Origin of the sequence: Mesorhizobium sp. M1334 (assembly GCF_040317995.1) — a bacterium.
In the GTDB taxonomy this organism is placed as follows: domain Bacteria; phylum Pseudomonadota; class Alphaproteobacteria; order Rhizobiales; family Rhizobiaceae; genus Mesorhizobium.
Genome location: NZ_JAMYLM010000007.1, coordinates 1 through 24,198, shown reverse-complemented (window position 1 = coordinate 24,198; position 24,198 = coordinate 1). Strand labels below are relative to the sequence as shown.

At 64.6% G+C, this 24,198-nt stretch carries 23 protein-coding genes; 18 read left to right on the top strand and 5 right to left on the bottom strand.

Features of this window, described 5'->3' with window-relative positions; all coding sequences use genetic code 11:
• Positions 1-3 precede the first annotated feature (3 nt).
• The 4 genes from sdhA to NKH17_RS15025 all read left to right on the top strand — a co-directional run bounded on the left by sdhA (position 4) and on the right by NKH17_RS15025 (position 3,939).
• The gene (gene sdhA / locus NKH17_RS15040) at positions 4-1,842 is read left to right on the top strand and encodes a succinate dehydrogenase flavoprotein subunit (protein ID WP_352901926.1); all 1,839 of its coding nucleotides are present in this window, start codon (positions 4-6) and stop codon (positions 1,840-1,842) included.
• A 2-nt stretch (positions 1,843-1,844) separates the two neighbouring features.
• The gene (locus NKH17_RS15035) at positions 1,845-2,282 is read left to right on the top strand and encodes a DUF3052 domain-containing protein (RefSeq protein ID WP_352901951.1); all 438 of its coding nucleotides are present in this window, start codon (positions 1,845-1,847) and stop codon (positions 2,280-2,282) included.
• Positions 2,282-3,061 (top strand): succinate dehydrogenase iron-sulfur subunit, encoded by a 780-nt coding sequence (locus tag NKH17_RS15030; RefSeq protein WP_352802133.1) that lies wholly within the window; start codon positions 2,282-2,284, stop codon positions 3,059-3,061. Before NKH17_RS15035 ends, NKH17_RS15030 begins: the two co-directional genes overlap by 1 nt.
• A gap of 239 nt (positions 3,062-3,300) precedes the next feature.
• Positions 3,301-3,939, top strand: coding sequence for a YceH family protein (locus NKH17_RS15025; protein WP_352901923.1), 639 nt, complete (start codon positions 3,301-3,303; stop codon positions 3,937-3,939).
• A gap of 119 nt (positions 3,940-4,058) precedes the next feature.
• Here NKH17_RS15025 and NKH17_RS15020 read toward each other — a convergent pair whose 3' ends face one another.
• Positions 4,059-4,484 (bottom strand): OsmC family protein, encoded by a 426-nt coding sequence (locus NKH17_RS15020; RefSeq protein WP_352901920.1) that lies wholly within the window; start codon positions 4,482-4,484, stop codon positions 4,059-4,061.
• A gap of 222 nt (positions 4,485-4,706) precedes the next feature.
• Between NKH17_RS15020 and NKH17_RS15015 the strand changes: the two genes are divergently transcribed.
• The 3 genes from NKH17_RS15015 to NKH17_RS15005 all read left to right on the top strand — a co-directional run bounded on the left by NKH17_RS15015 (position 4,707) and on the right by NKH17_RS15005 (position 5,955).
• The gene (locus NKH17_RS15015; protein WP_352738329.1) at positions 4,707-4,925 is read left to right on the top strand and encodes a hypothetical protein; all 219 of its coding nucleotides are present in this window, start codon (positions 4,707-4,709) and stop codon (positions 4,923-4,925) included.
• 2 nt (positions 4,926-4,927) lie between these two features.
• Positions 4,928-5,284, top strand: a complete 357-nt coding sequence (locus tag NKH17_RS15010; RefSeq protein ID WP_352479974.1) for a YciI family protein — start codon at positions 4,928-4,930, stop codon at positions 5,282-5,284.
• Between the two features lie 143 nt (positions 5,285-5,427).
• A complete protein-coding gene (locus NKH17_RS15005) occupies positions 5,428-5,955 on the top strand; it encodes a hypothetical protein (protein WP_352691681.1) in 528 nt (175 codons plus the stop codon).
• Positions 5,956-5,989: 34 nt separating this feature from the next.
• Here NKH17_RS15005 and NKH17_RS15000 read toward each other — a convergent pair whose 3' ends face one another.
• Positions 5,990-7,234: a ubiquinone biosynthesis hydroxylase gene (locus NKH17_RS15000; RefSeq protein WP_352901949.1), complete on the bottom strand. Its 1,245-nt coding sequence runs from the start codon at positions 7,232-7,234 to the stop codon at positions 5,990-5,992.
• A 100-nt stretch (positions 7,235-7,334) separates the two neighbouring features.
• On the opposite strand from NKH17_RS15000, the gene tesB reads away from it, so the two are divergent.
• The 6 genes from tesB (at position 7,335) to NKH17_RS14970 (ending at position 14,894) form a co-directional block, all read left to right on the top strand.
• On the top strand, positions 7,335-8,210 hold the full coding sequence (gene tesB / locus NKH17_RS14995) for an acyl-CoA thioesterase II (RefSeq protein WP_254817817.1): 876 nt from the start codon (positions 7,335-7,337) through the stop codon (positions 8,208-8,210).
• 220 nt (positions 8,211-8,430) lie between these two features.
• Positions 8,431-8,769 (top strand): P-II family nitrogen regulator, encoded by a 339-nt coding sequence (locus NKH17_RS14990; RefSeq protein ID WP_254817816.1) that lies wholly within the window; start codon positions 8,431-8,433, stop codon positions 8,767-8,769.
• Positions 8,770-8,818: 49 nt separating this feature from the next.
• The gene (locus tag NKH17_RS14985) at positions 8,819-10,141 is read left to right on the top strand and encodes an ammonium transporter (RefSeq protein WP_352480032.1); all 1,323 of its coding nucleotides are present in this window, start codon (positions 8,819-8,821) and stop codon (positions 10,139-10,141) included.
• A 340-nt stretch (positions 10,142-10,481) separates the two neighbouring features.
• The gene (locus NKH17_RS14980) at positions 10,482-13,136 is read left to right on the top strand and encodes an FtsK/SpoIIIE family DNA translocase (RefSeq protein WP_352901915.1); all 2,655 of its coding nucleotides are present in this window, start codon (positions 10,482-10,484) and stop codon (positions 13,134-13,136) included.
• 133 nt (positions 13,137-13,269) lie between these two features.
• The gene (locus NKH17_RS14975; protein WP_254817814.1) at positions 13,270-13,953 is read left to right on the top strand and encodes an outer membrane lipoprotein carrier protein LolA; all 684 of its coding nucleotides are present in this window, start codon (positions 13,270-13,272) and stop codon (positions 13,951-13,953) included.
• Positions 13,954-14,087: 134 nt separating this feature from the next.
• Positions 14,088-14,894: an exodeoxyribonuclease III gene (locus NKH17_RS14970; protein WP_352971286.1), complete on the top strand. Its 807-nt coding sequence runs from the start codon at positions 14,088-14,090 to the stop codon at positions 14,892-14,894.
• Between the two features lie 20 nt (positions 14,895-14,914).
• Here the strand turns inward: NKH17_RS14970 and NKH17_RS14965 are convergent, their stop codons facing one another.
• The 3 genes from NKH17_RS14965 to NKH17_RS14955 are packed head-to-tail and all read right to left on the bottom strand — an operon-like array spanning position 14,915 to position 18,094.
• Positions 14,915-15,766 (bottom strand): TIGR01459 family HAD-type hydrolase, encoded by an 852-nt coding sequence (locus tag NKH17_RS14965; RefSeq protein WP_352901909.1) that lies wholly within the window; start codon positions 15,764-15,766, stop codon positions 14,915-14,917.
• Entirely contained in the window at positions 15,763-17,049 is a 1,287-nt protein-coding gene (locus NKH17_RS14960) for an FGGY-family carbohydrate kinase (protein WP_352901906.1), read from the bottom strand. The genes NKH17_RS14965 and NKH17_RS14960 overlap by 4 nt, the downstream gene beginning before the upstream one ends.
• Position 17,050: 1 nt before the next feature.
• A complete protein-coding gene (locus NKH17_RS14955) occupies positions 17,051-18,094 on the bottom strand; it encodes a class II aldolase/adducin family protein (RefSeq protein ID WP_352901903.1) in 1,044 nt (347 codons plus the stop codon).
• A 227-nt stretch (positions 18,095-18,321) separates the two neighbouring features.
• Here NKH17_RS14955 and NKH17_RS14950 point away from each other — a divergent pair, with 227 nt between their 5' ends.
• The 5 genes from NKH17_RS14950 to NKH17_RS14930 all read left to right on the top strand — a co-directional run bounded on the left by NKH17_RS14950 (position 18,322) and on the right by NKH17_RS14930 (position 24,044).
• The gene (locus NKH17_RS14950) at positions 18,322-19,104 is read left to right on the top strand and encodes a DeoR/GlpR family DNA-binding transcription regulator (protein WP_352649392.1); all 783 of its coding nucleotides are present in this window, start codon (positions 18,322-18,324) and stop codon (positions 19,102-19,104) included.
• A complete protein-coding gene (locus NKH17_RS14945; protein ID WP_352901900.1) occupies positions 19,101-20,480 on the top strand; it encodes an FGGY-family carbohydrate kinase in 1,380 nt (459 codons plus the stop codon). Before NKH17_RS14950 ends, NKH17_RS14945 begins: the two co-directional genes overlap by 4 nt.
• Positions 20,477-22,021, top strand: coding sequence for a sugar ABC transporter ATP-binding protein (locus NKH17_RS14940; RefSeq protein ID WP_352901897.1), 1,545 nt, complete (start codon positions 20,477-20,479; stop codon positions 22,019-22,021). The genes NKH17_RS14945 and NKH17_RS14940 overlap by 4 nt, the downstream gene beginning before the upstream one ends.
• A gap of 20 nt (positions 22,022-22,041) precedes the next feature.
• Positions 22,042-23,019 (top strand): ABC transporter permease subunit, encoded by a 978-nt coding sequence (locus tag NKH17_RS14935; RefSeq protein WP_502894194.1) that lies wholly within the window; start codon positions 22,042-22,044, stop codon positions 23,017-23,019.
• Between the two features lie 86 nt (positions 23,020-23,105).
• Positions 23,106-24,044 carry an ABC transporter substrate-binding protein gene (locus NKH17_RS14930; RefSeq protein WP_254817805.1) on the top strand — a complete coding sequence of 313 codons (939 nt, stop codon included), beginning with the start codon at positions 23,106-23,108 and terminating at the stop codon, positions 24,042-24,044.
• Positions 24,045-24,198 lie beyond the last annotated feature (154 nt).

Sequence of the window (24,198 nt, the reverse complement as noted above, 5' to 3'; positions counted from 1 at the left end):
GTTTTGGCCAAGGACGCGAAGAACGCCAACACGGCTTCCGCCTATAGCTATGTCGACCACAAATTCGACGTCGTGGTCGTCGGCGCCGGCGGCGCCGGCCTGCGGGCCACGCTCGGCATGGCCGAGCAGGGCCTGCGCACCGCCTGCATCACCAAGGTGTTCCCGACGCGCTCGCATACGGTTGCGGCGCAGGGCGGCATTGCCGCCTCGCTCGCCAATATGGGTCCCGACAACTGGCAGTGGCATCTCTTCGACACCGTCAAAGGCTCGGATTGGCTGGGCGACACCGACGCGCAGGAATACATGGTGCGCGAAGCGCCGGCTGCGGTCTACGAGCTCGAGCATTACGGCGTCCCCTTCAGCCGCACCGAGGACGGGAAAATCTACCAGCGGCCGTTCGGCGGCATGATGATGAATTTCGGCGAGGGGCCGCCGGTGCAGCGCACCTGCGCGGCCGCCGACCGCACCGGCCACGCCATGCTGCACACGCTCTACGGCCAGTCGCTGAAGCACAATGCGCAGTTCTTCATCGAGTATTTCGCGCTCGACCTGATCATGGAGCCGGACGGCACCTGCACCGGCGTCGTCGCCTGGAACCTCGACGACGGCACCATCCACCGCTTTTCGGCGAAAATGGTGGTGCTGGCGACCGGCGGCTATGGTCGCGCCTATTTCTCGGCCACCTCCGCGCATACCTGCACCGGCGATGGCGGCGGCATGGCCGCACGCGCAGGGCTGCCGCTGCAGGACATGGAGTTCGTGCAGTTCCACCCGACCGGCATCTACGGCGCCGGCTGCCTGATCACCGAGGGCGCGCGCGGCGAGGGCGGCTATCTCGTCAATTCCGAGGGCGAGCGCTTCATGGAACGCTACGCGCCGTCAGCCAAGGATCTGGCTTCGCGCGACGTGGTCTCGCGCTGTATGACGCTGGAGATCAGGGAGGGCCGCGGCGTCGGCCCGAAGAAGGATCATATCTTCCTGCATCTCGACCATCTCGACCCGGCCGTTCTGCACGAGAGGCTCCCGGGTATTTCGGAATCGGCAAAGATCTTTGCCGGCGTCGACCTGACCAAGGAGCCGATCCCGGTGCTGCCGACGGTCCATTACAATATGGGTGGCGTGCCGACCAATTACTGGGGTGAGGTGCTGAACCCGACGGCGTCGAATCCGGACCAGGTGTCGCCCGGGCTGATGGCGGTCGGCGAAGCCGGCTGCGCCTCGGTGCACGGCGCCAACCGGCTGGGCTCGAACTCGCTGATCGATCTGGTGGTGTTCGGCCGTGCGGCGGCGATCCGGGCCGGCCAGGTGATCGACCGGACATCGGCGATCCCTCCGCCCAACGAGGCCGCCGTCGAAAAGATCATGGACCGCTTCGACCGGCTGCGTCACGCCAACGGCTCGACGCCGACAGCGGTTTTGCGCGAAAAGATGCAGAAGGCGATGCAGGAGGACGCGGCGGTGTTCCGCACCCAGGAATCGCTGGAAAGCGGCTGCAGGCGCATTTCGCAGCTCTGGGGCGAGCTCAAGGACGTCAAGGTGTTTGACCGCTCGATGATCTGGAACTCCGACCTGGTCGAGACGCTGGAGCTGGAAAATCTGATGGCCAACGCCATCACCACCGTCTACGGCGCCGAGGCGCGCAAGGAAAGCCGCGGCGCGCACGCGCGGGAGGACTTTTCGGCCCGCGACGACGCCAACTGGCGCAAGCACACGCTGGCCCGGCTCAACGAGGCCGGCGAGGTGGCGCTCAGCTACCGGCCGGTGCACACCGAGACGCTGCTCAAGGAGGCAGACGGCGGCATCAATCCGGCCAAGATTGCGCCGAAGGCGAGAGTGTATTGACGATGGCGCTGGCGGTTGCGGGATATTCCGGCATGCCCCTTCCAGCCAAGCTCGGCCTGAAGGACGGGATGATTGCCGCCTTCGTCGCCTTGCCGGCCGAGCTGGACGACCTTGCCGAAGCCGTGGACTTTGCCGAGCTCGACCGGCTGGCTGACTGGTCGGCGATTTCGGGCGTTCATGACAAATACGATGCCGTGCATGCTTTCACCCGGCAGCGTGTCGAGATCGAGGACCGTCTTGGCGACATCGAAGCAGCGATCAAGCGGGACGGCATGGTCTGGGTCTCTTGGCCAAAAAAGGCATCGAAAGTGCCGACCGACGTCACCGAGGACGTTATCCGCACAGAGGCGCTGAAGCTCGACCTCGTCGACGTCAAGGTCGCCGCCGTGAACGAGATCTGGTCCGGGCTGAAGCTCGTCATCCGAAAGGACCTGAGGTAATGGTCGAACTGACGCTTCCGAAAAACTCGAAGATCATGGCCGGAAAAACCTGGCCGAAGCCGGAGGGTGCCACCAATCTGCGCGAATACCGCATCTACCGCTGGTCGCCGGACGATGACGAGAACCCGCGCATGGATACGTATTTCGTCGACATGGACGATTGCGGGCCGATGGTGCTCGACGCGCTGCTCTGGATCAAGAACAAGATCGACCCGACGCTGACGCTGCGCCGCTCCTGCCGCGAAGGCATTTGCGGCTCTTGCGCCATGAACATCGACGGGTCGAACACGCTGGCCTGCACCAAGGGCTGCGACGACATTTCCGGCGCGGTCAAGGTCTATCCGCTGCCGCACATGCAAGTGGTCAAGGACCTCGTGCCCGACCTCACCAATTTCTACGCCCAACACGCCTCGATCGAGCCGTGGCTGAAGACGGTGTCGCCCGAGCCGGCCAAGGAATGGCTGCAAAGCCACGAGGACCGCGAAAAGCTCGACGGGCTGTACGAGTGCATATTGTGCGCCTGCTGCTCGACCTCCTGCCCGAGCTACTGGTGGAACGGCGATCGCTATCTCGGCCCGGCGACGCTGCTGCAGGCCTATCGCTGGCTGATCGATTCCAGGGACGAGGCGACGGGCGAGCGGCTCGACAATCTCGAAGACCCGTTCCGGCTCTATCGCTGCCACACCATCATGAACTGCGCCCAGACCTGCCCCAAGGGGCTCAACCCGGCCAAGGCGATCGCCGAGATCAAGAAGATGATGGTGGAGCGACGGGTATAAGGGGGCTGGCGGCTTTGCCGATCGTGTTGTCCGTAGCGATCCTTCGCGCCCCCTCTGTCCTGCCGGACATCTCCCCCGCAAGGGGGGAGATTGGCCGTCATCTTGGCTTTCGCTAATCTCCACCATTGCAAGAATGGACGCACAGCGTTGAAGCTGCCGATCTCCCCCCTTGCGGGGGAGATGTCCGGCAGGACAGAGGGGGGTGCTGTCCCTCCGGCCTCAGAAGGATAGCCGATCCAATGACCGACTCCGACCTTCCCATCCTCTCTCCCATCGAAGCGCGCGTCCTCGGCTGCCTGATCGAGAAGAAGGAACTGACGCCGGACGTCTATCCGCTGACGCTCAATGCAGCACATGCGGCGGCCAACCAGAAAACGGCGCGCGAGCCGGTAATGTCGGTCGAGCTTGCCGAGGTCAGACGGGCGCTTGGCCAGCTCGAGCAGAAGGGCCTCGTCAGGCAGGTGTTCGCGTCGCGCGTCGAGCGCTATGAGCATGTCGTGGCACAGCGCTTTTCCCTGACCTCGGCGCAGATCGCGCTGCTCGGCCTGTTGTTGCTGCGCGGCCCGCAGACGGCCTATGAATTGCTGGCGCGAAGCGAGCGCCTGGCGCGGTTGCCGTCGATCGACGAGCTTCGCGGCAATCTCGATCTGCTGATCGGCCGAAGGCCGCCGCTGGTGCAGCAGAACGATCGCGGCCCCGGCCAGCGCGAGGATCGCTATGTCCATCTGCTCAGCGGGCCGGTGCAGCTGTCGACTGCAGCAGCGCCCCTGCAATCGTCCTCGCCGGCCTCGGATCTGGAGACGCGCGTGCAGGCCCTCGAGGAGGAGGTCGCGGCATTGCGCGCCCGCCTCGATGCGCTGACCGGCGATGGGCGATAAGGATTTTCGAGACGTTGGCGGACAGCCCCTCAAGGTGAGGGGCAGCGCCGGCCTTAACAATTGGCGTCCCAAGTCAATTGGGTCCATCTGTCTGAACCGATTGCCCCGAACCTCGCCCGTCAGCCGAGTCTGGCGTCGAGCGATACCTTGATGGCGCCGAGCGCCTTCGAAACCGGGCATCCGCCCTTGGCTTTTTCGGCTAGTTCCTGGAATTTGGCGGCATCGATGCCCGGTACCTTGCCGACCAGCGTGATCGCGCTGCCGGTGATGCCGGTGCCGGGGACCAGTGTCACCACGGCCTTGGCGTCGAGCTCGGTAGCCGGAGTGCCGTTCTCGGCAAGAAGATGCGAAAGTTGCATGGCAAAGCAGCCGGCATGGGCGGCGGCGATCAGCTCTTCCGGGTTGGTGCCGGATTTGCCGCTCTCGTTCTCGAAACGCATCTTGGCAGAATAGGGCGTGCCTTTCAGCGTCCCGCTCTGGGTATCGAGCGTGCCTTTGCCTTCCTTGAAACTGCCTTTCCAAACGGCGTTGGCGGTGCGGTCCATCAATTCCTCCTTGATTGTCGTGATTGAGCCCGTAGTCGGCGTCCGGTCGACTATAGCGCGCGCCGGAGCGAAGGCCACCCACGCTTTCGTATCGGCGGCAGCGTGACACACCATGTTCGAGCGAAAAAAATTCGAAAAAATACGCATGCAAAAATGTCGACTTCCATCTGTCCCGGCCGTCCTGCGGGCGGCCATGGAATTGGTGGCCGGATGGAGGACCATATGAACAATCTGTTTTCTGCTCACTGGACAAGCACCAGCCACATGGCCGGTGAACAACAAGCCGACTGGTCGCGCCTGCGGCCTTCCGGCTTCGGCCGACTGCTTGCGGCGATTGCCATCATCGGCATTACGGTGTCCTTTCTCGACTATGCAGCGGCCAAAGGCCCAGCTGACGTGTCCGTCGCCTCGCCCTACGGTCCAACCCAGGAATGGAGGTAAAGATGAGATACGTTTGCCTGGTCTATGGTGAAGAAAAAGATCTCTACGCAATGACGCCTGCGAGGCTGGCCAAGCTCGACGCCGATTCGCTGGCCTATGACAGGTCGGTGGCGCAAAGCGGCCGCCTGATCATCGCGCAGGCGCTGCAATCGGTGAAGACATCGAAGACCGTGCGCCGGCGCCAGGGCAAGCGGCTGGTCACTGACGGCCCCTTCGCCGAGACCAAGGAGCAGTTGCTCGGTTTCGTCATGATCGAGGCCGGGGATCTCGACGAGGCGCTGGAGATCGCCGGCGGAATCCCGCTGGCCGAAATCGGCACGATCGAGGTGCGGGCGATCTACAACGTACCGGGGTCGTAGGGATGTCCCGATAGGATCCTTGGCAAAGTGATGGCGGCCGATGACTGGCGCAGGCTTTCGTTTTCTTCGATCGATGCAACTTTTGCGTGTTGAAGCGAAGCAATACTTCTTCTATCGTCGCCCGAGATTGGGGATCTTGGGGTATGCATATATTGATTGCTGCAATCGGCCTGCTGGGGGCAGCGGCGTTCTGGTGGTACCGGCTGAAGATCATGAACGACGCGGCGCGTGAGGTTGCCGACGTCGTTGGCCGCGTCCAGGGCAATATTCGCCGCAAGAAGCTGCGCACGCAGGCGGCGCTCTCGCCGCTGACGGCGATCGACGATCCGGTCGTCGCCGCCGCGACGCTGATCACCGCGATTGTTTCCGAGCATGGTCCTGTGCTGCCGCAACGCGAAGCCGCCATTCGATCGGTGATCTCGGAGATCGCCGACAAAAAGCAGACCGATGAAGCCGTGATCTACGCCAAATGGGCGGCATCGCAAATCGACGACGCCACGGTCGTCATCGACAAGCTGGCACCGTTCCTGCGCGAACGGCTCGACGCAGCTGAAAGGAACGATCTGCTGCGAATGGTCAGCCGTGCGGCGGAAGCTGGTGGACAAAACCTGCCGATTCCCGACCAGCGCATGCTCCGGCTGCGCCAGAAGCTAGGCTTTGAGGTCAACTGACCGAACGCCAGTAAAACGCGCGCGCTTGCCGGGCCTAGATCGCCTCGCCCTTCAACAGTTTCGGCGTGTCGCCGGACAGACCCGACGCCTGGCGGATGAAGAACCCCTTCAGCCGCGGCATGCGCTCGACAAGGCCGAGGCCGATGTCGCGCAAAGTGCGCAGCGGGCCGAAATCGTTGGAAAACAGCCGGTTCAGCACATCGGTGGTGATGCCCATCTGCACCGTGTCGAAACGCCGCCATTGCTGGTAGCGCTCAAGCACGTCCAGCGCGCCGATGTCCTGGCCGAGCCGGTCGGCCTCGACCACCACTTCGGCTAGCGCCGCCACGTCCTTGAAGCCGAGATTCAGACCCTGGCCGGCGATCGGGTGGATGCCGTGGGCGGCGTCGCCGGCCAAGGCGATGCGCGGCGCGACGAAGGCGCGCGCAATGATCAGCCCAAGCGGCCAGGCACGCGGCTTGTCGGCGATATGGATTTCGCCGAGTTTCAGGCCAAAGCGCTGCTCGAGCTCATATTCCAGGACCAGGGTGTCGCCACTGACCAGCTTGTCGGCATCGTGCGACCGTTCGACCCAGACGATCGACGAGCGGTTGGTGCCGTCCTTGCCCGGCTTGAGCGGCAGCGTGGCAAACGGGCCTGCGGGAAGGAAATGCTCTTCGGCGCGGCCGTTGTGCGGCCGCTCATGCGCCACCGTGCAGACGATGCCGGACTGGCCATACTCCCATTTCACCGTCTTGATGCCGGCCATGTCGCGCAGCTTCGAGTTGACGCCGTCGGCGGCGACCAGCAGCCGCGCCTTCAGCGTCGCGCCGTCGGCAAGATGCACGGTGATGCCGGCGCCGTTGATGTCGAAGGCGCTGACGGCGACGCCTTCGATGATGCCGACGCCGAGTTGTTCGGCGCGCCGGCGCAAGGCGCCGTTCAAATCCTTGTTGGCGACCATATGCGCGAAGGGTTCGCCGGGCGCGACCTCGCCATCGAAAGTGAGGAACACCGGGCGGACCGGATCGGATGTGCGCGAATCAGTGACGATCATTTCGGTGATCGCCTGCGCCTCCGGCGCGATCTCGTTCCAGACGCCGAGCTGGTCGAGCATGCGGCACGCGGCGGCGGCAATCGCCGAGGCGCGGCCGTCCTTCCGCCAGACCCCGGCGGGTGCTGCATCGGCGACGGCAACGGCAAGGCTCGGCCGCGCCTGCTTCAGCGATACGGCGGCGGCCAGGCCGACATAGCCGGCGCCGGCGACAAGAACGTCGAGCGAATTCTTGCTGTCCACCATCGCAATTCCTTTCGCAGCCTGACCGTCGCCGGGCTTTCCGCCCTTGACTGCCCGCTGTTCCTGTCGGAAACCGCCATGGTAATTTTGCGGCGAGGTCAAGATGACGGCAGCCATGGACGAGCTTCTCGGCATTCTCGACCTCGAGCAGCTGGAACACAACCTGTATCGTGGTCGCAGCCCCAAGCTCGACTGGCAGCGCATCTTCGGCGGCCAGACCATCGCCCAGGCGCTGGTCGCCGCACAGCGAACGGTCGAGCCCGAGCGCTATGTGCACTCACTGCATGGCTATTTCATGCGGCCGGGCGACACCAAGGTGCCGATCATCTACGAGGTCGACCGTATCCGTGACGGCGGCTCCTTCACCACGCGCCGCGTCGTCGCTATCCAGCACGGCCAGGCGATCTTTTCGCTGGAAGCCTCGTTCCAGCAGGATGAGGTCGGCCTGGAACATCAGGTGCCGATGCCGCAGGACGTGCCGGCGCCCGACACGTTGCTGTCGCAACGCGAGTTGCTGGGCAAGTTCGGCGAAGCGGTGCCCGAGGGCATCAAGCGCTATTGGGAGCGCGACCGGCCGATCGAGATGAAACCGGTGATGCTGAAGCATTATACCAGCCGCGAAAAGCTCGAGCCGAAGCAGAACATCTGGATCCGCACCACCGGTCCGGTGCCGGCAGATCGCGCCACGCAGGCGGCTGTGCTCGCTTACCTCTCCGACATGACGCTGCTCGACACCTCGACCTTTGCCCATGGCCGCGCCATTTTCGATCGCGATATCCAGGCGGCGAGCCTCGACCACGCCATGTGGTTCCATCGCAGCCACCCGCTCGACGACTGGATGCTGTACACGCAAGACAGCCCGTCGACGCAAGGGTCGCGAGGCTTTACCCGCGGCTCGCTGTTTGCCCGCGACGGCACGTTGATCGCCTCGGTTGCCCAAGAAGGACTCATCCGGCTGAGGCGACCGCCTGCGGAGTAGGCATTTTTCGAAATTTGCCTATTTTTTAATCATATGCGTTGCCGCGACTGTGAACAGGCAGCCGGCAAACCTTCCCGATTTCGTTGTTTAACAACAGCTTAACACCCTGCTTCGGCAATTGGCACGGAGCTTGAATCCTAGCGGGCACTCTCCGGCTCTCATGGGGATCGGCGAAGTCGTGCAAAACGCGGGGACCCGCAACAGCAAAGGGTGAAACCTTATGAAGATCGTGATGGCAATCATAAAGCCGTTCAAGCTCGACGAGGTGCGCGAGGCGCTCACCGCGGTCGGCATCCAGGGCCTGACCGTCACCGAAGTAAAAGGCTACGGACGCCAGAAGGGGCACACGGAAATCTATCGCGGGGCGGAATACGCGGTCAGCTTCCTGCCGAAGATCAAGATCGAAGTCGCGGTCGCCGTCGACATGGTCGACAGGGCGGTCGAAGCCATCACCGCCGCGGCCAAGACCGGCCAGATCGGCGACGGCAAGATCTTCGTTTTCGGCATCGACCAGGCGGTGCGCATTCGCACCGGCGAAACAGACACCGACGCGCTTTGAGCCGCCGATACGTATTCCAATGGAGAGTTCAATGAATATTCCTTCCACCTTGAAGATAACGGGACGCGCGGCCGTTTTGGGCTCGCTCGCTCTCGCTGCACTGGGCACGGTTGCTGCGTTCGCGCAGGAAGCGGCACCGGCAGCACCGGCTGCCCCAGCGCCCGCGCTCGACACCGGCAACACCGCCTGGATGCTGACCTCGACGGCGCTGGTGCTGATGATGACCATACCGGGCCTGGCGCTGTTTTATGGCGGCATGGTGCGCAAGAAGAACGTGCTCGCCACCATCATGCAGAGCTTTGCCATCACCTGCCTGGTGACGGTGCTGTGGTTCATGTTCGGCTACTCGCTGGCCTTCTCGGATGGCGGCGGCATGAATGCCTATCTCGGCGGCTTCTCGAAGTTCTTCCACAACGGCATCACCACCTCGTCGCTGTGGCTGCCGGGCGTGGCGAACATCCCTGAGTTCGTCTTCTCGATGTTCCAGATGACCTTCGCCATCATCACGCCGGCGCTGATTGCCGGCGCCTTCGCCGAACGCATGAAGTTCTCGGCGCTGCTCATCTTCATGGGGGCGTGGCTGCTGGTGGTCTATGCCCCGATCGCGCACTGGGTGTGGGGCGGCGGCTTCCTCGGCACAGCCGGCGTTCTCGATTTCGCCGGCGGCACTGTCGTTCATATCAATGCCGGTGTTGCCGGCCTGGTCTGCGCGCTGGTTCTCGGCAAGCGTGAAGGCTACGGCACCACCAACATGGCGCCGCACAACCTCGTCTACTCCGTAATCGGTGCTTCGCTGCTGTGGGTCGGCTGGTTCGGCTTCAACGCCGGTTCGGAACTGGCCGCCGACGGCCTTGCCGGTGCCGCGATGCTGAACACCCAGGTTGCCGCTGCCGCTGCGGCGCTCGCCTGGATGTTCGCCGAATGGATCGTCGCCAAGAAGCCGAGCGTTCTCGGCATCATCTCGGGCGCCGTCGCCGGCCTGGTCGCGGTGACGCCGGCTTCCGGCTTCGTCAATCCGACCGGCGCCTTCATCGTCGGCATCGTCGCCGGCGTGCTGTGCTACGTCTCGGCCGTCAAGCTCAAGCACGCGTTCGGCTATGACGACTCGCTCGATGCATTCGGTGTGCACGGCATCGGCGGCATCATCGGTGCATTGCTGACCGGCGTGCTCGCCGATCCGGCGATCAACAGCCTCGGCTCGGGCGCCTCTGTCGGCAAGCAGCTCTACGGTATCGTCTTCACCATCCTGTGGACGGCGATCGCGAGCTTCGTGATCCTCTACATCGTCAAGGCGCTGGTCGGCCTGCGTCCTTCCACCCAGGAAGAGGTCGAAGGCCTCGACATCAGCCAGCACGGCGAAGTGGTGCCGTAAAGGCATTGGCCGGCATCGGCGTTTTGCCGGTGCCGGGAAGATCCCGTCGTGACGCTCCCGAAAGGACTCACGCCTTGAGGCCCGGAAACCTTCCGGGCCTCTTTTTTGCGCGCGGATGGCCGTGATGGCTCGATCACGGTCGCTTGATCAAGGTGCTCGATCCGCCGGCGGCGTGAAACATCGGCCGCGGCGGCTCCGAACTGTGGTGGCGGTCGCCCGTTCCGGTGACGCAGAATGCCCATGGTTAATGCGCCCTTAACCTTCCCGCCGCTAGTCTGACAGCCGAATCTGCCGTGTTGCGCGTCCGCGCCCGGCCGGGCAACGACAGACGAGGAAGAGCATGCGTTCAGGGGCTTCAGCACCGCTTGCGCTGGCCGATACGGGGCACGGCATCCGGGCGTTCGCGAGGCGCCAGGTCGGGCGGCTGGTCGGTGCCGGGCTGTTTGCTCTGGTTGGCTTCGGCGTCGCCGCCCTTGCCACCTGGAACGTCGCCGATCCGAGCTTTTCGCACGCCACCGATAATATCGTCACCAATGCAATGGGGTATGCGGGCGCCGTCTTTTCCGACATCGCCATGCAGTTCTTCGGGCTTGCCGCCGTTGCGGCGCTGGTGCCGGCGGTGATCTGGGGATTTCTGCTGTTTACCGCGCGCGGCGTCGACAGGCTGCCGAAACGGGCGCTCGCCTGGTTCGGGTTTTCGCTGCTTGGCGCGGCAATCGCCGGCTGCGTGGTGCCGCCCAAGACCTGGCCGCTGCCGACCGGCCTCGGCGGCGTATTCGGCGATATGGTGCTCAATATCCCGGGCCTCATCATCGGCGGCTATCCGACCGGCCTCGTCGCCAGCGTGCTCGCCGTGCTCCTGGCAGCGCCGGCGCTGTGGGTATTCTTGTATGGCTCGGCGCTGATTTCGCGCAAGAACGGCTTTGCCGTCCTCGAACAGCCTGCCGTGCCCGATCCGCAGGACGACCTGCTTTTCGACAATGACGAGGACGAGGGCGACGAAGGCATATTGGCGCTTGGCGCCATCACCCACTGGTGGCTGTCGCTGCGGGCCTATCTGCGCCGCCGCGCCGCGCGTCGGCGCGAGCGCGACGATTTCGAACCGGAGATGGAACCGCGCCCCAGCGCCTGGCGGCGGGCGGCCGAACGAGTCGAATCGGCCGAGTTCGCCGAGGCGCGGATGAGCCCGGGCGGGCGCGCCCGCGTCGAGCCGGAATTCTTCGCCGCCATGGTCAACGACCGCAGTGCCTCGATCGACCCCGACGATGCCGACGTCTTCGATAACGACGACAATGACGACATGGATTTCGCGCCCGAGCCGGCCGGCCAGCGCCGCGCCGCGCCAACGGCCAAGGTGCAGAACTTCCGCTCCGACGCGGCGACGCGCGTCGAGGCGCCGGCGCCGCGGCCGGCACCAGGCGCCCGCGTCCAGCGCGAGGCGCAGACGTCGCTGATCGGCTCGGAGAAATTCGAGATGCCGTCGCTGCATTTCCTGTCGGAACCGAAGAACGTGGTGCGCGACGCAAGCCTGTCCAAGGACGCGCTGGAGCAGAACGCCCGCTTGCTCGAGGGCGTGCTGGAGGATTTCGGCGTCAAAGGCGAAATCATCCATGTGCGTCCGGGTCCGGTCGTCACGCTCTACGAGTTGGAACCCGCGCCCGGCATCAAATCGTCGCGGGTCATCGGGCTGTCCGACGACATTGCCCGCTCGATGAGCGCCATCGCCTGCCGTGTCGCCGTGGTGCCCGGCCGCAACGCCATCGGCATCGAATTGCCGAACGCCAGGCGCGAGACCGTCTATTTGCGCGAGATCATGGCCAGCCGCGATTTCGAGACCACCAAGGCCAAGCTGGCGCTGGCGCTGGGCAAGACCATCAATGGCGAGGCGGTGATCGTCGACATCGCCAAAATGCCGCACGTGCTGGTTGCCGGTACCACCGGCTCGGGCAAGTCCGTCGCCATCAACACCATGATCCTGTCGCTGCTCTATCGGCTGACGCCGCAGGACTGCCGGCTGATCATGATCGATCCAAAGATGCTGGAACTCTCGGTCTATGACGGCATCCCGCACCTTCTGACGCCGGTGGTCACCGATCCGAAGAAGGCGGTGGTGGCGCTGAAATGGACCGTGCGCGAGATGGAGGACCGCTACCGCAAGATGTCGAAGGTCGGCGTTCGCAACATCGACGGCTTCAACGCGCGCGTGCAGCAGGCCGAGAAAAAGGGCGAAAGGATCTCCCGCACCGTGCAGACCGGCTTCGACCGCCAGACCGGCGAAGCGATCTACGAGACGGAGAACCTCGACCTCGAGCCGATGCCCTACATCGTCGTCATCATCGACGAGATGGCCGATTTGATGATGGTCGCCGGCAAGGACATCGAAGGCGCGGTGCAGCGCCTGGCGCAGATGGCGCGCGCCGCCGGCATCCATGTCATTATGGCAACGCAGCGGCCGTCGGTCGACGTCATCACCGGCACCATCAAGGCGAATTTCCCGACCCGTATCTCGTTCCAGGTGACATCGAAGATCGACAGCCGCACCATCCTGGGCGAGCAGGGCGCCGAACAGCTGCTCGGCATGGGCGATATGCTCTACATGGCCGGCGGCGGCCGCATCCAGCGCGTGCACGGTCCTTTCGTCTCCGACGACGAGGTGGAGAAGATCGTCGCGCATCTGAAGCTGCAGGGCGTGCCGGAATATCTCGACGCCATCACGGAGGACGACGACAAGGATGACGACGAGCCGACGGGCAAAGGCAGTGGCGGCGGCGACGGCGGTAATTTCGAGGATTCCGACGATCCCTACGACCAGGCGGTTGCGGTGGTGCTGCGCGACGGCAAGGCCTCGACCAGCTACATCCAGCGCCGGCTCGGCATTGGCTACAACCGCGCCGCCTCGATCATCGAGAAGATGGAGAAGGAAGGCATTGTCGGCCCGGCCAACCATGCCGGAAAACGCGAAATCCTGGTGCCGACGGAGGACGACAAGTTCTAGAGCACATCCGCGCCGGCAACTTTGAACCTTTTGGCGCGTTGCAACGATGAGCGCCGTGCGGCCCGCCAAACTTAAGCCCAACTGGGGGGCCAGACCAATATAACGAGCAAGCAATCAGATGATGGTGACCGGCATGAAAAACGCAACTCTCGCCCCAAAAAGGGATTTCGCCCCAACCCGCCGGCAGGTGCTCGGCCTCGGTCTGGTCCTGGCCGGTGCGGCGGCCGCCAATGTCGTGCCCGGCTTCCAGCTGCTGGCGTCGGCGCAAGCAGCGGTTCCGGCGACGGCGCAGAAGATCGCCGATCATTTCTCCTCGGTCAAATCGATGAGCGGCGAGTTCGTGCAGTTCGGGCCCAAGGGCGAGCAGACCGGCGGCAAGTTCTTTCTGGAACGGCCGGGCAAGATCCGCTTCAATTATGACGGCGCCTCGAATTTCAGGGTGATTTCCGACGGCAAGTCGGTGGTCATCCTCAACAAGAAACTGCGGACCTCCGACCTCTATCCGCTGTCGAAGACGCCGCTGAAGCTGCTGCTCGACGACAAGATCGATCTGTCGGGCGGGCGCGTCAGAAGCGTCAAGGAAGAAAACGATCTCACCACCATCCAGCTTGCCGACAAATCGGTGTTCGGCAATTCGAAGATCACCATGATGTTCGATCCGAAATCCTATGAATTGCGGCAGTGGACCATCACCGATGCGCAGGGCAAGGACACAACGGTGATGATCTTCAACACCAAGGAGGGCGTCAGCTTCGCCCCCGACACCTTCGCCATCGATTATACGGCGAACCGCGAGCTGAACACCAAGACGCGGTAACTTTCTACTGCTGCGGGATGGCTTTTCCGCGTTGGTGCGGGCGGCTTGTTTTTGCGGTGCGCGGCTGGCAGTAGTTTCCGCGATTGACTTCCGTCGGAGCCATCCGGCGGATCTTGCGTTGTCCGGAACCCCACATGCCGTTTTCCGTCGCTACCTGGAACATCAACTCCGTTCGACTGCGCATGCCGATCGTCGAGCGCCTGCTGGTCGAGCAGGCGCCGGACATGCTCTGCCTGCAGGAAACCAAGGTTCCGGACGAATTGTTTCCGGAGAAGGCGTTCCGCAAGCTCGGCTACGAGCACATCGCCTTCCATGGCCAGAAGGGCTATCACGGCGTTGCGACCATAGCGCGCCGTCCGATCGAGGTGGTCGAAAAGCGCCGCTTCTGCGAGATCGACGACAGCCGGCATCTGTCGGTCACCGTCAAGGCCGGCGGCAAAACGATCCTGCTGCACAATTTCTACGTTCCGGCCGGCGGCGATGAGCCCGACCCGGCCGTTAACCGAAAGTTCAAGCACAAGCTCGATTTCGTTGCCGAGATGAACGCCGTGCGGGCCGAGCATGACGAGCACTCCGGCTCGATCCTGGTCGGCGACCTCAACATCGCGCCGCTCGAGCACGATGTCTGGTCGCACAAGCAGCTCCTCAACGTCGTCAGCCATACGCCGGTCGAGACGGAAAATTTCGAGGCGATGCGGCTCTCCGGCGACTGGGTCGACCTGATGCGGCTCAATGTGCCTTACGAGGAGAAACTCTACACCTGGTGGAGCTATCGCGCCCAGGATTGGCAGGCCTCAAATCGTGGCCGCCGCCTCGACCATATCTGGTCGTCGCCAAACCTGGTGCCACATTTTGCCGGCTATGAAATCCTGCGGCCGGCACGCGGCTGGGAACGACCCTCGGACCACGTGCCGGTGATCGGGCGTTTCAACCTCGATTAGCTTTATCTCGCCTTAGCAACTCAACGAAACCTGAAGCTATCCGCGATGTAGTCGGGACGGGCGTTGAGCGCGGCGAAAACGTCGTCCAGGTCAGGCGCCCCCGCCAATATGCCCGACAGGACCAGCGTTGTCGCGACGCCGACGCCGTTGCCGCCGGCGATGTCGTGCTCGACGCTGTCGCCGACGCAGACCACGCTGTCGCGCTCCGGGTGACCCGCCAGTGCCAGCGCTGCCTCGAATATCTGCGGATTGGGCTTGCCGATGCGCGCCACGCTGCCGCCGAGGCTCTCATAGAGATCGGCGAGCCGGCCGGCGCCGAAGCGAGGGCCGACGGCAGTCAGCATGATCTTGTCGGGATTGGTGCAGAAGCATGGCACCCGGCGCGCGGCCGCCGGACCAAGAAGCCGGCGATAATGGTCGAGGTCGTAGCGATCGCCCTCGCTGGCGGAAATCAGCACCAGTTCTGCATCGTCGCCGTCCTTGGCCAGGACGAAGGGCAGGCCGTCGACAGCCGAACGGTCATTGTCGCGGCGGATCAGCAGGCATTTTGTCTGCGGGCGCAGGGCGCCGGATGCCGCCATTTGATGGAAGGAGCGCCACGCCACCTCGCCGGATGAGACAAAGTGATCCCAGCTTCCCGGTTCGAAGCCGAGCTTCAGTAGACGGCGCTCATTGGGTTGCGCCCGCTTGCCGGAATTCGAGATCAGCACGATGGTCTTGCCGGCACGCTTGAGTGCCGACAAGGCCTCGACAGCGCCTGGATAGGCGCTGGTGCCGTCGTGCAGCACACCAAATTGGTCGAGCAGGAATACCTGATAGCGCTCGGCCAGCGCGGCGATGCCGTCGAGGTGTTGAATTGCCTTGGCCGTCATAAAAGCCCCGCTGCGCTAGCGCCCATCAGCGCCAGCCGCGCCGTGCCGGCGGCGGCCTCCTCCGAAAGAGCCGGCACGAGAGCGACGCCAAGCTTGCGCTGCCGGATTGCCGTCCAGGCCGGATTGGCCGCTCCGCCGCCGACGCTCCTGACCGATGTCAGCCGGGGTGCGCCGAGTTCGGCAAGCCGGCGATAGCCGAGCGCTTCGATCGCCGCAATACCCTCGAGCATCGCTTTCAAATAATCGGCGTCGTCGGCGGGCCGCGGCTCGAGGCGCGGCGGCAAGGCCGGATCGGCTATGGGGAAGCGTTCGCCCGGCGCCGGCAGCGGGTAATAGTCGAGACCGGTCTCGGTCGCCGGGTCGATTTTTTTGCTGAGTTCGACAATGCGGGCGACGGGGAAATGCTGGGCCAGAACCTTGCCGCCGGAGTTCGAGGCGCCGCCTGCCAGGTAGGTGTCACCCAGCCGATGGCTGTAGATGCCGAATTGCGGCGCCGAGATCGGCCGGTCGGAGAGAATCTTGATGGTCAGCGATGAGCCGAGCGCAGTGACGCCGTCGCCCGCCGCCGTCGCGCCGGTTGCCAGGAACGACGCACAGCCATCGGTGGTGCCGGCGACCACGACCACGTCACGCGACAGGCCGAACATTTTCGCGGCGCTGGCGGTGAGCGTACCCGTGACATCGCCCGGCCGTACGACGCCAGGCAGCAATTCCATGCGCATTCCGGTGGCCGCGATCCAGTCCGGCCAGCGGCGGGTTTCGACATCGTAGCCGGTTTTCAATGCGTTGTTTTCGTCGCTGCCATCGAAGCGGCCGGAGAACTGTCCGGCGATCCAGTCGGCCTGGTGCAGCACAGCGGCGACGCCGGGCAGGTGCCGGAAAGACAATGCCTTGGCGAGACCGGACGTCGCCCCAAGTGCAGCGCTCGTTGCCGGTGCCGCGCCGGCTATTTCACTCAGAATAGTGTCGTCAGCGACCTTGTCGTTGTACATCAGCGGTTCGGCCAGCGGCCGCCCGGCGCCGTCGACCGGCAGCAGCGTGCCCGACGTACCGTCGACCGCGATCGAGCGCACTGCCGCGCGATCGATACATTTGAGCAGTTCCGCCAACGTCGCGCCGACCGCCTCCCACCAGATGGCGGGGTCGCGGCCGTTCGGCCCAAATCGCTCGAGGGCAATAGCGGAATGCGCGGCAATGGAAAAGTCCGGGCGCATGGCGACGGCGCGCGCGCCGGATGTACCGATGTCGATGCCGATGGCAAGCGGGCCAGACGAACGCGGCATGTCAGCTGCCTCCGGCATTGAGTTTCTGGCGATATTTTTCGGCGTCCCAGTTGATCAGTTCGTCATTCTCTGCCGCTGTCAGATAATTAAGCTTCGCCGCGACATCGACCCGCGCGGTCACGTCGGCGAGGCAGCGCTGCATGGCGTCGGCACCGGCGCCCGCGTCGCCGCGCATCAGCACGCCGAGGCCGGGAAACAGGATCGCCGCGGGTGCGGCGCCGCAGCGCTCGATGACGCGCTTCACACCCTCGCCCGGCCTCGCCACGACCGAGCCCTTGCCGAGAAAGATGACGTGGTCGGGGTAGAGGCTGCCGCCCGAAGCCATGCGGCAGCTTTCGGGGTCGATCGCCACCGCGTGCGCCTCGACATCCGCCGGCAATCTGTAGTCGCTGTCGCCGGCGCGCGCCATCAATGCCGCGGTGTCCGGCTCAGCCACCTGGCGCGGCGGCCGTGCCAACAGCCGGGTTACGCGGCGCAGCAGCATGCCTGCCTCAGCGACAGTGTCGGCAGCAACGACCAGGCCGTGATTGCCGAGGATCAGGATATCCACGCCTGGCCGAAGGCGCTCGGCGATGCCCTGGGCGAGCGGCAGTCCCGGCCGGCGATAGGGAACATACGCCCATTGGTGGCCGTCGAGCCGCCTGGCGGCCTCGGCCTCGCAGTCGGCCTGCACGGCCAGCGAAATGGTCTCGACGCAGTGGACATGCAGAACGATGCGCTGCGGCATCAGCGCATGTACGGTGGTCTCGATCGAGGGGCGCAAGCCGCGCGGATTGAGGGCGCCGACAGTGAAGGCCTGTGGCTGTTCGGCGGTCGGGTCGCGTCGTTCGATGGCGTCGAGCAATGGCGGGATGCTGACTGGCACCATGATGTCCGCGGTGAGCGCGTCCTTCAGCCAGGTGCCGGAGGCCTTGATCCAGAGCGTGTCACCGGCTTTCAGCGAGGTGTTGCCGCCGGCGGCCTGGGTCAGATGCGGGTCGCTGCCGATCTCGGCGGAAAGCGACCGCAGCGCTGCCAGTTCCCGCGCATCCGCACTGATCGTCATCGAAATTCCTCCACAAACCGGCCGCGTGGCCACGGCTTTGGACGTCCTGTCGCCGGGACGAAGACCGACGCTGGTATCGCAGATGCGAGTAAGTTACGTCAACAGTGATGTTATCGCGTCAAATCAGACTTGCAATCCGAGGGCCGTTGAGTAAGTTGCACCAATTGCCGTGCAAAATGGCAATGCCGTGCAGTGGCTTGGGAGGCAAGCGCATTGGGAGGTAAGGGTTGAGCGACTCCGGCCGCCAGCGTCAGATCGTCGAGCTTTTGCGGGACCGGCCCTTCGCATCGGTGCGCGAGCTGCAGGAGCGGCTTGGCGTGTCGGCGGCGACGGTGCGGCGCGACATCGACAAGATCGATGAGGCCGGCGAAGCGCGCAAGGTCTATGGCGGCATCTCGGCGCTCGATGGCGCTTCGCAAGCCGGCGTCGCCTATGCCAGGCCCTATGACGAGAACCGCGACCTCGCCGTCGAGGCCAAGCGGCAGATCGCCGCTCTCGCCGCCACCATGGTGCGCGACGGCGACGCGGTCATCGTGCATGGCGGTTCGACCTGCTTCCATCTCGGCGTCAAGCTCGCCGACCGCAATATCCGGCTTTACACCAACTCGATGCCGCTCGCGGCCTATCTCAGCGATCACGGCCATTGCAGTCTGACCGTTGCCGGCGGCGACCTTTACCGCGAGCCGGGCATCATCCATTCGCTGACGCAGACGGTGCCGTTCTACGCCTCGAAGTTTTTTCTCGGCGCGCAAGGCATCGGCCAGGAAGGCCTTCTGGAATCACACCCGCTCCTGGTCCGCTCGATCGTCGAGCTCAGCCTCTGCGCCGACCAGATCGTCGTGCTGGCCGACAGCCGAAAACTGTCGATCCACGCGCGCAATGTGGCGCTGCCGCTGTCGCGGATCGGCACGCTGGTCACCGATGACGGCCTGTCCGAGACAGATGCCCGCATGCTCGAAGATGCCGGCGTCACGGTAAGGATCGCCGCTTCCTCGGGAGGCGCCCAGTGAACATCGCGGTCCTCGATTTCGGCAAGACCAATTCGAAGCTGTTCGTCTTCGGCCAGGACGGACAGATCCTCGACGAGCGCCGCACCCAGCCGAGCTGGATCCGCAAAGGCGGCTTCAGCGTGCTCGACGAGGCAATGCTGCACGACTGGGCGGCTCGCGCCATCGATGACGCCGTCGATACGCATGGCGTGGAAGGGCTGATGGTATCCGGCCATGGCTGCACCTTCGCGTTGATCGACGAAGCCGCGCTGACGCATCCGATCCTCGATTACGAGCAGGAACCGCCAGCTGAAATCGCCGCGCAGATCGACCGCCGCATTCCGGATTTTGCCGAGACCTTTTCGCCGCGCCTGCCGCTTGGCTTCAACTACGGCCGCCACATGTTGTGGCTGAAGGAGGTGGAGCCCGGTGCCTTCGCCACAGCGACGTCGATCCTCGGCTACCCCCAATATTGGAGCTGGCGATTTGGCGGCCGGCCGGTGTCGGAGGTCTCCTATCTCGGCTGCCATTCGCATCTATGGGCGCCGCGCAAACGCGATTTCAGCTCGCTGGTCGATGCCGAGGGCTGGCGCGGCCAGATGCCCGCCTTCGAGCGTGCCGGCGCGGTGATCGGCGAGCAGCGCTTCAGCCGGGCCGCCAAGCCGGTCGCCGTCCACAACGGCGTCCATGACAGCAATGCTGCGCTCCATGCCTACCGCCGACAGCAGCTCGGGCCGGTGACCGTGGTCTCGACCGGCACCTGGGTGGTCGTGCTCAATCCGGACTGTCCGCTCGATGCACTCGATGGCGAGCGCGACATGCTGGTCAATGTCGATGTCGACGGCGGCCCGGTGCCGACCATCCGCTTCATGGGCGGCCGCGAATTCGCCACGATCAGCGCCGGCTGGCAGGGCGCAATCGCGCCGTCATCGGTACAACGGGTGATCGACGCCGGCATCATGGCGCTGCCGAGCTTCGCGCCCGGCGGCCCGATGCCGCACCGCCGAGGCGAACTGGTCGGGCGTACGCCCAATGCCGAGGAACGCGCGGCCGTGGCGCTGCTCTACGTCGCGCTGATGCTCGATCTATGTCTCGAGCTGATCCATTCGGACAATACGGTGATCGTCGATGGCGGCCTGAACAATGGCGGGCTGCTTGCCGCGCTGCTGGCGCAATTGCGGCCCGGGCAGGCCTTCCTGCAGGGCGCAACGCTGGAGGGCAGCGCCACCGGTGCCGCCGCACTTGCCTTTGAAAGCGTCGGACGCGAGTTTGCCACCGAGGCGCCGGAGGCGGTGCACGCGGCAAGCTTCAGCGGCCTTGCCGGCTACCGCAACGACTGGCGCGGCCTTGCCGCCGACCGGGGCGTGGCCAGGGCAGCCTCGGGAGGTGCACGATGAGCGCCGCCGCCCGGATCGAGACGGTGCGCCAGCCGGTGCTGGAGATGCGCCACATCTCGAAGACGTTCGGGGCGATCCGCGCCTTGCATGATGTGTCGCTGACCGTTCACGCCGGCGAGCTGCACGCGTTGATGGGCGAGAACGGTGCCGGCAAGTCGACGCTGATGAAGGTGCTGTCCGGCGCCTACCGGCCGGACCCCGGCGGCGAAATCCTGATCGACGGGATGCCTGCCGCCACCGGCGACCCGATCAAGGCGCGCGCCGCCGGCATTGCGGTCATCTATCAGGAGTTGTCGCTGGCGCCCAATCTGTCGGTGGCGCAGAACATCTTCCTCGGCAACGAGCCAAGACGGTTCGGCATCGTCGACCGCGAGCAGTGCAACCGGCGCGCCAGCGAGATCATCGCGCGGCTCGGTGTGGCCTTTTCGGCGCGCACCCCGGTCACCAGCCTGTCGCTCGGCGAGCGCCAGCTGGTGGAAATCGCCCGGGCGCTGTCGACCAATGCGCGCATCATCGTCATGGACGAGCCAACCACGTCGCTGACCTCGCGTGAGACCGACCGGCTGTTCGAGGTGATCGCGACGCTGAAGTCGCAAGGCATCGCCATCATCTACATCAGCCACCGCATGGAAGAGGTTTACCAGCTCGCCGACCGCGTCAGCGTGCTGCGCGACAGCGGCTATGTCGGCACGCTCGACCGCGCCGACCTGAACGCCTCGCGCCTGGTATCGATGATGGTCGGGCGCGATCTGTCGACCTTCTACAAGAAGGATCACCGCCCGCCGGACAGCAAGCGCGCCGTCGCGCTGTCGGTGCGCGGCATGTCGGACGGCAATCTCATAAAGAATTGTTCCTTCGACCTCCACAAAGGCGAGGTGCTGGCACTGGCCGGCCTGGTCGGCTCGGGCCGGACCGAACTGGCACGGCTGATCTTCGGCGCCGACAGGCGCATATCGGGCACGCTGGAGCTCGGCGGCAAACCGATATCCATCGGTTCGCCGAGCGAGGCGCTCGATGCCGGCATCGCCTACCTGACCGAGGACCGCAAGCAACTTGGCCTGTTTCTCGACATGTCGATCTCCGACAACATCAGCATGGGCGTGCTGGCAAAGGACGCGAAGGCCGGCGGTCTGCGCGACTTCGCGGCTGCCGAAAAGCGCGCCGCCAAGGCGGTGTCAGACCTCTCCATCCGCACCAGCTCGGTGCAGGCCAATGCGGGTTCGCTGTCGGGCGGCAACCAGCAGAAGGTGCTGCTCGCCCGCCTGCTGGAAACCGAGCCGCAGGTCGTCATCCTCGACGAGCCGACCCGCGGCGTCGATGTCGGGGCGAAGTCGGAAATCTACCGGCTGATCGACAACCTGGCCAAGAAAGGCATCGCCATCCTGATGATCTCCAGCGAACTGCCGGAGGTGATCGGCATCGCCGACCGCGTGCTGGTGATGCGCGACGGCACCATTGCCGGCGAGGTGACGGCGTCGGAGGGCGAGCCGCTGCGGCAGGAAGCGATCATGGAACTTGCAACGGGAGCGGCTCAGCGATGACCGACAAGGTGGCCGACACGATGAAAGCGGACGACCGGGCGATCGGCAGAAGTACGAGATGGCGCACCGCCATCGCCGCACTCGGCATGCTGCCGATCCTGATTCTGCTGGCGGTCGGCTTCCAGTTCATCAACCCGCGCTTTTTCACCCAGACCAATCTGCTGATCGTCATGCAGCAATCGTCGATCAACATCGTGCTGGCGGCCGGCATGACCTTCGTCATCCTGACCGGCGGCATCGACCTGTCCGTCGGCTCGATCCTTGCCGCCTCGGCGATGGTGGCGGTGATGGTGTCGCTGGTGCCCGATTGGGGACTGCTGGGCGTGCCGGCGGCCATTCTCGTCGGGCTCGGCTTCGGCGTCATCAACGGGCTGCTGATCGCCTACATCAAGCTGCCGCCCTTCATCGTCACGCTGGGATCGCTGACCGCCGTGCGCGGCGTCGCCCGCCTGCTTGGCCAGGACACTACGGTGTTCAACGCGGACCTGCCGTTCGACTTCATCGGCAACGGTTCGCTGTTCGGCATTCCGTGGCTGGTAATCATCGCGCTGGCGGTCGTGGTGCTGTCCTGGCTGGTGCTCAAGCGCACCGTGCTCGGCACCTGGATCTACGCCGTCGGCGGTAACGCCGAGGCCGCCAGGCTGACCGGCATCAAGGTGCCGCTGGTGCTGCTCTTCGTCTATGGCGTTTCCGGCCTCCTGGCCGGGCTTGGCGGCGCTATGTCGGCGGCCCGGCTCTATGCCGCCAACGGGCTGCAGCTCGGCCAGTCCTACGAACTCGACGCCATTGCCGCGGTCATCCTTGGCGGCACCAGTTTCGTCGGCGGCGTCGGCTCGATCTGGGGCACGCTGATCGGCGGCCTGATCATCGCCGTGCTGTCCAACGGGCTCATCCTCGCCGGTGTTTCGGACATCTGGCAGTACATCATCAAGGGATTGGTCATCATCGTGGCGGTCGCCCTCGACCGTTACCGGCTCCAGGCAGGAGCAAGAACGTGATGGCCCTTAGTCGCCGGCATCCAACGAGCCGGTTTCATGTGTAACGCACCGTGAGAGGCGCGGGGCATCAGGAGGAAAATAAAACAATGAAGACCATCGCTAAACTGCTCTGCGGCGTAGCCTTTGCGGCCGCCGTCATCGCGCCGGCATCGGCCAAGGACCTGAACAAGGTCGGCATCTCGGTCGGCCTGCTCGGCAACCCGTTCTTCGTCGCCACCATCAAGGGCATCGAGGACGCGGCCAAGAAGATCAATCCGAACGTGCAGGTGACCTCGGTATCGGCCGACTACGACCTCAACAAGCAGGTTTCGCAGGTCGATTCCTTCATCGCCGCCGGTGTGGACGTCATCATGCTCAACGCAGTCGATGCCAAGGCGATCGCGCCGGCGGTCAAGAAGGCACAGGCGGCCGGCATCGTCGTTGCCGCCTTCGACGTTTCGGCGCCGGGCGCCGACGTCACCGTGATGACCAACAACGTCAAGGCCGGCGAAGAGGCGTGCCAGTATCTGGTCGATCATACCGGCGGCAAGGGCGACTACGTCATCCTCAACGGCCCGGCCTCGTCATCGATCCTGGAGCGGGTCAAGGGCTGCAAGGACGTGCTGGCAAAACACCCCGACATCAAGATCCTTTCCGACGACCAGAACGCCGAAGGCTCGCGTGACGGCGGCCTGAAAGTGTTCCAGTCGCTGCTGACCCGTTTCGACAAGATCGACGCGGTCTTCGCCATCAACGATCCGACGGCGATCGGCGCCCAGCTTGCGGCCAAGCAGCTCAACCGCTCGGAGTTCATCTTCACCGCGGTCGACGGCGCGCCCGATATCGAGAAGGAACTCGCTTCCGGCACGTCGATGATCAAAGCCTCGGCCTCGCAGGATCCCTATGTGATGGCCGGCCAGTCGCTGACGATGGCGGCTGACCTGCTTGCCGGCAAGAAGCCGGCCGAGCCGACGGTACTGCTCGACCCGAAGTTGATCACGGCCGACAATTTGAAGGATTACAAGGGCTGGACCGCAGCTCGCTAAGCCTCCCAAGCCTGGTGGGGGGGGGGGGGGGGGGCGCCCCGGGTTTTTTGTGGGAAGGGTTTTGGAAAAACAAGATTTTGGTTTGTGGGGGGGCGCGGGGATGTGCGGCGGCAAACAAATTAGGCCGCGGGGAGGAAGCGAGTGTGGGGGGGGG

What these genes read in the sequence shown, in the direction of transcription:
- NKH17_RS15035 (WP_352901951.1), top strand. Translation starts at nt 1,845, where the DNA reads ATGGCGCTGGCGGTTGCGGGATATTCCGGCATGCCCCTTCCAGCCAAG.
- NKH17_RS15030 (WP_352802133.1), top strand. Translation starts at nt 2,282, where the DNA reads ATGGTCGAACTGACGCTTCCGAAAAACTCGAAGATCATGGCCGGAAAA.
- NKH17_RS15025 (WP_352901923.1), top strand. Translation starts at nt 3,301, where the DNA reads ATGACCGACTCCGACCTTCCCATCCTCTCTCCCATCGAAGCGCGCGTC.
- NKH17_RS15020 (WP_352901920.1), bottom strand. Translation starts at nt 4,484, where the DNA reads ATGGACCGCACCGCCAACGCCGTTTGGAAAGGCAGTTTCAAGGAAGGC.
- NKH17_RS15015 (WP_352738329.1), top strand. Translation starts at nt 4,707, where the DNA reads ATGAACAATCTGTTTTCTGCTCACTGGACAAGCACCAGCCACATGGCC.
- NKH17_RS15010 (WP_352479974.1), top strand. Translation starts at nt 4,928, where the DNA reads ATGAGATACGTTTGCCTGGTCTATGGTGAAGAAAAAGATCTCTACGCA.
- NKH17_RS15005 (WP_352691681.1), top strand. Translation starts at nt 5,428, where the DNA reads ATGCATATATTGATTGCTGCAATCGGCCTGCTGGGGGCAGCGGCGTTC.
- NKH17_RS15000 (WP_352901949.1), bottom strand. Translation starts at nt 7,234, where the DNA reads ATGGTGGACAGCAAGAATTCGCTCGACGTTCTTGTCGCCGGCGCCGGC.
- tesB (WP_254817817.1), top strand. Translation starts at nt 7,335, where the DNA reads ATGACGGCAGCCATGGACGAGCTTCTCGGCATTCTCGACCTCGAGCAG.
- NKH17_RS14990 (WP_254817816.1), top strand. Translation starts at nt 8,431, where the DNA reads ATGAAGATCGTGATGGCAATCATAAAGCCGTTCAAGCTCGACGAGGTG.
- NKH17_RS14980 (WP_352901915.1), top strand. Translation starts at nt 10,482, where the DNA reads ATGCGTTCAGGGGCTTCAGCACCGCTTGCGCTGGCCGATACGGGGCAC.
- NKH17_RS14975 (WP_254817814.1), top strand. Translation starts at nt 13,270, where the DNA reads ATGAAAAACGCAACTCTCGCCCCAAAAAGGGATTTCGCCCCAACCCGC.
- NKH17_RS14970 (WP_352971286.1), top strand. Translation starts at nt 14,088, where the DNA reads ATGCCGTTTTCCGTCGCTACCTGGAACATCAACTCCGTTCGACTGCGC.
- NKH17_RS14965 (WP_352901909.1), bottom strand. Translation starts at nt 15,766, where the DNA reads ATGACGGCCAAGGCAATTCAACACCTCGACGGCATCGCCGCGCTGGCC.
- NKH17_RS14960 (WP_352901906.1), bottom strand. Translation starts at nt 17,049, where the DNA reads ATGCCGCGTTCGTCTGGCCCGCTTGCCATCGGCATCGACATCGGTACA.
- NKH17_RS14955 (WP_352901903.1), bottom strand. Translation starts at nt 18,094, where the DNA reads ATGACGATCAGTGCGGATGCGCGGGAACTGGCAGCGCTGCGGTCGCTT.
- NKH17_RS14940 (WP_352901897.1), top strand. Translation starts at nt 20,477, where the DNA reads ATGAGCGCCGCCGCCCGGATCGAGACGGTGCGCCAGCCGGTGCTGGAG.
- NKH17_RS14935 (WP_502894194.1), top strand. Translation starts at nt 22,042, where the DNA reads ATGAAAGCGGACGACCGGGCGATCGGCAGAAGTACGAGATGGCGCACC.
- NKH17_RS14930 (WP_254817805.1), top strand. Translation starts at nt 23,106, where the DNA reads ATGAAGACCATCGCTAAACTGCTCTGCGGCGTAGCCTTTGCGGCCGCC.